This is a genomic window from Stackebrandtia sp., assembly GCF_035643755.1.
Classification (GTDB): Bacteria; Actinomycetota; Actinomycetes; order Mycobacteriales; family Micromonosporaceae; genus Stackebrandtia.
The window spans coordinates 1-6053 of record NZ_DASQPW010000155.1; the positions used below are offsets into that span (position 1 = coordinate 1).

The 6053-nt window shown below is 70.0% G+C and carries 7 protein-coding genes and 1 pseudogene; 3 read left to right on the plus strand and 5 right to left on the minus strand.

Translation table 11 applies throughout. From position 1 onward, the window contains the following. A pseudogene (locus VE172_RS11705) lies at nt 1-787 on the plus strand (hypothetical protein); the annotation flags it as partial. 63 nt (nt 788-850) lie between these two features. On the opposite strand, the gene VE172_RS11710 reads toward VE172_RS11705, so the two are convergent. After that, nucleotides 851-1528, minus strand: coding sequence for a Crp/Fnr family transcriptional regulator (locus VE172_RS11710; RefSeq protein ID WP_324801555.1), 678 nt, complete (start codon nt 1526-1528; stop codon nt 851-853). A gap of 263 nt (nt 1529-1791) precedes the next feature. Between VE172_RS11710 and VE172_RS11715 the strand changes: the two genes are divergently transcribed. Next, on the plus strand, nt 1792-2121 hold the full coding sequence (locus VE172_RS11715; protein ID WP_324801558.1) for a DUF4282 domain-containing protein: 330 nt from the start codon (nt 1792-1794) through the stop codon (nt 2119-2121). A gap of 2 nt (nt 2122-2123) precedes the next feature. Here the strand turns inward: VE172_RS11715 and VE172_RS11720 are convergent, their stop codons facing one another. The 4 genes from VE172_RS11720 to nth all read right to left on the minus strand — a co-directional run bounded on the left by VE172_RS11720 (nt 2124) and on the right by nth (nt 5324). Further along, complete coding sequence (locus tag VE172_RS11720; protein ID WP_324801561.1) at nt 2124-3311, minus strand: MarP family serine protease; 1188 nt, start codon at nt 3309-3311, stop codon at nt 2124-2126. A gap of 65 nt (nt 3312-3376) precedes the next feature. Continuing rightward, on the minus strand, nt 3377-4036 hold the full coding sequence (locus tag VE172_RS11725; protein WP_324801564.1) for an NUDIX hydrolase: 660 nt from the start codon (nt 4034-4036) through the stop codon (nt 3377-3379). Further along, a complete protein-coding gene (locus VE172_RS11730; protein ID WP_324801567.1) occupies nt 4033-4599 on the minus strand; it encodes a TlpA family protein disulfide reductase in 567 nt (188 codons plus the stop codon). The genes VE172_RS11725 and VE172_RS11730 overlap by 4 nt, the downstream gene beginning before the upstream one ends. Continuing rightward, nucleotides 4596-5324: an endonuclease III gene (gene nth, locus VE172_RS11735; protein WP_324801570.1), complete on the minus strand. Its 729-nt coding sequence runs from the start codon at nt 5322-5324 to the stop codon at nt 4596-4598. Before nth ends, VE172_RS11730 begins: the two co-directional genes overlap by 4 nt. A 176-nt stretch (nt 5325-5500) precedes the next feature. On the opposite strand from nth, the gene VE172_RS11740 reads away from it, so the two are divergent. After that, nucleotides 5501-6053, plus strand: a 553-nt coding sequence (locus VE172_RS11740; RefSeq protein ID WP_324801573.1) for an SseB family protein, incomplete at its 3' end; no start/stop codon positions are given.

The window sequence follows — 6053 nt, forward strand, 5'->3', positions numbered from 1 at the left end:
CCCGGTTCCGCTCCCCGGACCGCCCGCCCCGTCGCCGTCCCCGCCCTCGGAGTCCCTGTCGCGCGGCGCCCGGCGCCCCAGCCCGGTGCCCCGGCCGCGCCACGCCACCTGGGGGCAGCCCGATCCGTCCACCAGTGACTCCACGATGGACATGCCGGCGGTGGGCCGCGACGGCCGTGACAACCTGCCGGTGCTGGCGCCCAAGTCCGAGCTGTCCACCCGCCGTGAGCGCCGCATCGCCTCGCGCGGCGGCAAGGAGTCCGGCGGCATGGGCTCGCTGATCCTGGTGGGCGGCATCGCCGTGGTCGTGATCATCGCCGCGGCGGTGGGCACCATCCTGTTCATCACCAGCGGCGACGACGCGCCCTCGGGCAAGGGCGACGGCGGCAAGGAGGAGTGCAAGCTGTCCCTGTACGGCGTGTCCTGTTTGAACGAACCCGTGTGCTACGACGGCGCCCTGGTCAGCGACGGGACCGATCTGGCCTCGGCCACGGCGGTGTCGTGCGACGGCAAGCACCGCTGGGAGGCCTACGCCAAGGGCCAGCTGCCCGCCGACGTCGACACCCCCACCTACACCGAGGTCGCCAGCGTCGACGCGGTCCGCAAGTCCTGTTTGGACCGTTCGAAGGACGGCCCCCTGCAACACATCCTCGGTGTGGGCGCCAGCGACTGGAACTCCGACGTCCTGCCACCAACCAAAAAGGACTTCACCAAGGGCGACCACTCGTTCTACTGTGTAGCCGAACGCAAGGACGGCAAGGAGAGTACGGAGAGCGTCTTTAAGTAAGGGGCCGCGAAAAACGGCCCCGGCGGACCGTGTGTCCACTGGAGCCGTTTGACGTATGGGTACTCACACGCGGGCGCGGCGGGCGAGTCGCTCCGGGTCGAGGATGATGACGCTCTTGCCGTCCAAACGCAGCCAGCCGCGGCCGGCGAAGTCGGCCAGCGCCTTGTTGACGGTCTCGCGGGACGCGCCCACCAGCTGCGCGAGCTCCTCCTGCGTCAGGTCGTGGGTCACCCGCAGCACGCCGCCGTCGCGGGTGCCGAAGCGGCTTGCCATCTGCAGCAGCGACTTGGCGACCCGGCCGGGCACGTCGGTGAAGATCAGGTCGGCCAGCGCGTCGTTCGTCCGGCGCAGTCTGCGGGCGATGACCCGCAGCAGCTGCTCGGCGATCTCGGGCCGGTTGGTCAGCCAGGGACGCAACGCCGACTTGCCCAGGCGCGCCAGCTTCAGGTCGGTCAGCGCCGTGGCCGTCGCGGTGCGCGGACCGGGGTCGAATATCGCCAGCTCGCCGATCATGTCGGCGGGGCCCATCACCGCCAGCAGGTTCTGACGCCCGTCGGCCGAGCGGCGGCCCAGCTTCACCTTGCCGGACACCACGATGTAGAGGCTGTCGCCCGGCTCGCTTTCGGTGAAGATCGTGTCGCCCTTCTTGATCTCCACCTGCTCCAATTCCTTGGAGAGCGCCTCGACCGCCTCGGGGTCGACCCCCTGGAACAATCCGGCACGGGCCAGTGTCTCTTCCATCCCTGCACACCTCCTGTTAGGGCCCCTGGCGGGCGGCCCTAGTGTATGCCCAATCGATCTTTCTTGGGGCCGGGCTGCGCGAACCTGCGCATTTGTCAGGTGTGGACGATCCATTGGGGTGCTGAAATGCGCAAACGCCCCCGAGTGTCGCTCCCGGGCGGATCGCGCGCCTGGTTAGACAATGTGGTCGTCGCCGTGAAGCGTGTCGGGAGACACAAAGATTGTCGGCCCCCGCCGGCCGACCTGGCCGAAAGGGCGCCGCGATGACCCATCCACCGGCCGAGGACAGGGGCTTCTTCTCCTCGCTCTTCGACCTCTCGTTCGCCCGCTACGTCACGCCCACCGTCATCCAGGTCTACTACGTCGTGGCCCTGGTGGTGCTCGGCCTGATGGTGCTGTTTGGACTGATCGGCTCGCTGGTCGAGATGGCCAACGGCGCACCGATCGTGGGCCTGATCCAGCTGATCGGGGTGCCCGTCGCCGGGCTCGTCTATCTGCTGCTCGTCCGCATGGGACTGGAGCTGGTGTCCACTGTGTTTCGCATGGGGGAGAACATCCAGGCCATGAGGGACAAGATGGACCGCGAGGGCTGAGGTCAGGTACAACCCTTGGTGCCCACCGGATCGGTGGTGTGGCGCCCGGCGTCCATCACCGGCTTCGCCTCGTCCATGGTGAGCGCGTAACCCGTGGACGGGTCGTCGACGGCCGCCGCGAAGATCACGCCGTACACGTCGCCGTCGGGGGAGATCAGCGGGCCGCCGGAGTTGCCCTGGCGCACCTTGGACGCCAGCGAGTACACCTCGCGGGTGACGTTGTCGTCGTTGTAGATGTTGGGGCCGGTCACCTCCCGCTGCTGGCGGACGCGCGCGGCCTCGGCGCGGTACGGCCCGCCCAGCGGGTAACCCAGCACGATGGTGTCCTGGCCGTGCTCGGCGTCGTTCTTCTCCAGGTCGAGCTTCGGGACGTTGAGGCCGGGCACGTACAGCACCGCCAGGTCGCGCTTGTCGTCGAAGACCACGACGCGCGCGTCCAGCTGGCCGCCCGCGGTGTCCACCTTGACCGAGTCGGTGCCCGCCACCACGTGCGCGTTGGTCAGCACCAGCTCGGTGTCGAAGACGAAGCTCGATCCCTCGATGTGGCGGTCGCACTGGGGGGCGTCGCCCTCCACCTTGAGCACCGACTGCTGTTCCCGCTTCACCACGGCCGAGTTGGCCAGCTTCGGGTCCGGCGGCTCCACGGGTTCCTCGTTGGTGGGGTCGATGCCGCTGAACACCTCCGGGAAACCGTTGGTGTTGACCGAATCGCGCAGCGCGTCGTACATGCCCCGGATGGGCCCGGGCATGTTGTCGTCGACCGCGCGCACGATCGCGCTGTTGCGCACCGCCGCGGCCACCCCGGTCAGCCCGGACGAGGCGAGCGGAGCGGCGACCATCCAGGCCACCAGCAGCACCGCCAGCATCGACACGATCGCGCCGCCGAATTCGTCCAGGCGCTTGGCGCCGTCGCGCTTCACCTTGCCGCGCAGCTTCAGCCCCAGCACCGAGGCGCCCCACTGGCCGAGCATCGCGATGCCGAAGACCACGAGCAGCGCGATGACCACCCGGGCGACCGGCGCCGAGGCCAGGTCGACCAGCAGCGGCGCGATCTGGACGCCGATCACGGCGCCGCCGAAGAAGCCCACGAAGCTCAGCGCGCCGACGATGAAGCCCTGGCGGTACCCGTTGATCGCGAACAGCAGCGCGAGCACCACGATGACCATGTCCACCAGAATGCCGCCGTGCACGCGAGCCTCCGATTCGCCGGGATTACACCTTCGCGCCGTTGGCGCAATGCCGTCAAGAGTACGGCTTAGGGGTCGCCGCCATCGAAGTCGGTGATTCGATTCTGGTCCCAGGGGCGCTCCCAGCCGCCGAGCCTCAGCACCACGGCCAGTACCCCGGCGGTGAAGCCCCACACCAGCATGCCGTCAGCGGCGAAGGCCGGACCGATGTAGCCGCTGGGGTGGCGGCAGCGCATCCGGTTGGCCGGATCGGCCAATTCATGTATCGACAAGCGCGAAACCGTGGCGACCTCGGCGGGGTCCACGGCGCTGATCGGGTGCGGGGAGTGCCACCAGGCCAGCACCGGGGTCACCCGGTGGTCGGTGACGCCGATCCACAGCTCCGGCAGCGTGGTCACCACGGTGACCGACGCGGGGTCGAGGCCGATCTCCTCCCTGGCCTCCCGCAGCGCGGTGTCGACTATGGACGCATCGCCGGGCTCGGCGACCCCGCCCGGGAAGCTGGGCTGTCCCGCGTGGTGCCGCAGCGAGCTGGCCCGCTGGGTCAGCACCACGTCGGGCCCGTCGTCGCCGGAGCCCAGCAGGATCAGCACGCCCGCCTCCCGGCCGCCGTCGGCGGGCGGCAGGAACCGGGTGATCGACTCGCCGTCGATCCGCGCCGCCCGATCGGCCAGCGGGTGCCACCACCCCGGCAGCGCCGCGTCGGTGATCGGTCGCACCTGTGTCATTCCCGCACCTTCAAGTACTCGCCGATCGCCGCCTTCAGCTTCTTGGACGTCAGGTCGCTGTCGCGGATCGTGTGAACGGTGACGCCGTCGGCGTTGACCAGGAAGATCGCCGGCAGCGTCGTCAGACCTCGATCATGCATGACCTCGGCGTTCTTGTCGAACACGGACGGGAAGTGCCACCTGGCCTCCTCGGCGAAGGCCAGCGCCGCGCCGCGGTCGTCCTGGCTGTTGACGCCGACAACCCGCAGCCTGTCGCCGAGGTCGCGGTGCGCCGCCTCCAGGGCGGGGGCCTCGGCGCGGCAGGGGCGGCACCACGACGCCCACAGGCTCACCACCAGGGGCTTGCCGCCGGTGGCGCCGAGCCGGTAGTCCTTGCCGCCCGACAGGCAGGGAAGGGAGGCGTCGAAGTCCCGCGCCACCGTCTTGCCGGACGGGTGCGGGCAGGCCACCTTCCAGCCGGAGGCCGGCGCGCCGCCGGAGCCGGTCGGCGAGCCGCCGCCCGAACACCCCGACAGCAGCGCGAGGCACGCGGCGGCCCCGGCCACCCAACGCCACCAGCTCATGCCGCCTCCGCGGCGGCGGCCAGCTCGGCGGCGCGCGGCCCCTTCAGGAGCTTGACGGCGGCGGCCCGGTCGGTCGGACCGACGCCGTACGACGGACACAGCCGGGCCAGCCCGCACGCGCCGCACGCGGGCGCGCGGGCCGCGCAGACCCGGCGTCCGTGGAAGATGATCCGGTGGCTGAACATGGTCCAGTCGGGCTTGGGGATCAGCTCGCGCACCACGAACTCCACCTTCACGGGGTCGGTGAGCTCGGTCCAGCCGAAGCGGCGCACCAGCCGCCCCATGTGGGTGTCCACGGTGATCCCGGGCTGGCCGAAGCCGTCGCCCAGGATGACGTTGGCGGTCTTGCGCCCGATGCCCGGCAGCCGCACCAGTTCGTCCATGGTGTCGGGTACGGCGCCGCCGTGCCGCTCCAGCAGGCCCGAGGCCAGGCCCAGCAGCGAGGCCGCCTTGTTGCGGAAGAACCCGGTGGGGCGGATAAGCTCCTCGAGCTCGGCGCGGTCGGCCGCGGCCATCGCGGCGGGATCGCCGAAGCGCGCGAACAGCGCGGGGGTGGTGGCGTTGACGCGCACGTCGGTGCACTGCGCCGACAGGATCGTGGCCACCGCCAATTGGAAAGGGGTGCCGAAATCGAGCTCGCAGTGAGCATCGGGATGGAGTTCTGCCAGCTTGCGTGCCATGCGCCGGGCACGTCGCTTCAGCGCCAACGGCGTTTCGGAATGCACGACGTCCAGATTACGACGTCGTGTTGGTGTCCCAGGAAGGCTCCTAGCGTACTCTTGTCGATTCAGAGAGTTATACACCCCGATCCGCCTATACACAGAGGGCCGCGACGCGTTACGGTGTCGACGTCAAAACTGTCGTGTGGGGGGCCGCACCGCCAGGAGAGAGCGTGACGCCGATGTGGGAGCCTGCCACCGACATCGAACAGCGCATGCGCGATGCGTTGAGATCAGGCCAGCAAGAAGAGTATTTCCATACTCTCGCGCGTATCGATCTGCTGCTGCCCATCACCGAGGAGACCTCGCCCAGCGTCACCGGTTCCGGTAGCTGGGCGACCTGGGCCACCGAGGAACGCACCCACGTGCTGGCCTTCACCTCGCCCGAGGCGATGCGCCTGTGCCTGCGTTCGCATGCCGGAAATTACCGCCATGTCCGATTTGGAGCATTGGCGGACGCCTGGCCCGACCCGCAGTGGTGGCTGGCGGTCAATCCCGGCACCCCGATCGAGGGATACCTGCCGTCGTGGTTCGTCGGCCAGGTCGCCGCCGGGGACGTGCGGATGCCCGAGCAGCCCCGCCAACAGCAACCGCAGCAGCCCGACGGCTGGGGCGGACCGCCGGCCAACGCGTTCAACGCGGGGCCGGGCGAGCCCTGGGGCTCCGACCCGACGCCGCCGCCCTACGGCGACCGACCCGCCCCTGCCCTGGGGGACAACGGACTTCCGCGCCGCG